This window comes from Bartonella sp. AD328YNZD (assembly GCF_042196425.1).
This window is the reverse complement of record NZ_JBHIQG010000818.1, coordinates 1-588: the sequence shown is the minus strand read 5'-3', so window position 1 is coordinate 588 and position 588 is coordinate 1. Positions and strand designations below refer to the sequence as shown.

The 588-nt window shown below is 45.4% G+C and carries 2 pseudogenes; both read left to right on the top strand.

Going from position 1 to position 588, the window contains the following annotated elements:
• Positions 1-240, top strand: a pseudogene (locus tag ACFIO3_RS15200) (hypothetical protein); the annotation flags it as partial.
• Position 241: 1 nt separating this feature from the next.
• Positions 242-588: pseudogene (locus tag ACFIO3_RS15195) on the top strand (hypothetical protein); the annotation flags it as partial.

Genomic DNA, 588 nt, shown 5'->3' with positions numbered 1-588 from the left:
TTTTTAGCGGCATTCACGACCCAGATACAGCAGACAGTTTTAGGAAAGAAGCGCGCTCTGATTTGTGAATGTAGTGGGAAGGGCGTTCTTGATCAAGTTGACAATTTGCCATTTGTAGAGGATTGGGCGCGTGAGAATGGGGCTTTTGAGATAGAGATCTTGGGTCGTTTAGGTTGGAAACGTGCACTAAACAAACAAGGTTATGGCATAGATATGCTTTATTATAGGAAGGAATTGTGACATGGGGAGCAGTAGACCAGCAACGACAGAACAGAAGCAGGTGCAGACAAGTGCCCCTCCCGCTTGGATGCAGAATGTCTTTAAGCGAGGTGGTGCGGATGCGTATAATCTGTATGATACAGGGGCGGGTGGGAATGTTTATGGTGGTCCTCGTGTAGCGCCGTTAAGTTATCAAACGCGCTATGGAATTGGTGGTCTTGGAAGTATTCCACAGCATTATCAAAATCGCTCTTTGATGAATACAATTTACAATCCAACGTCGGCAGCAAGTAATCTTGGAAGAGTGGCTTCTGGTGATATGGTTGGACAGAATCCGTCTTTTAATGCTGCGCTTCAAAATAGCTTAGA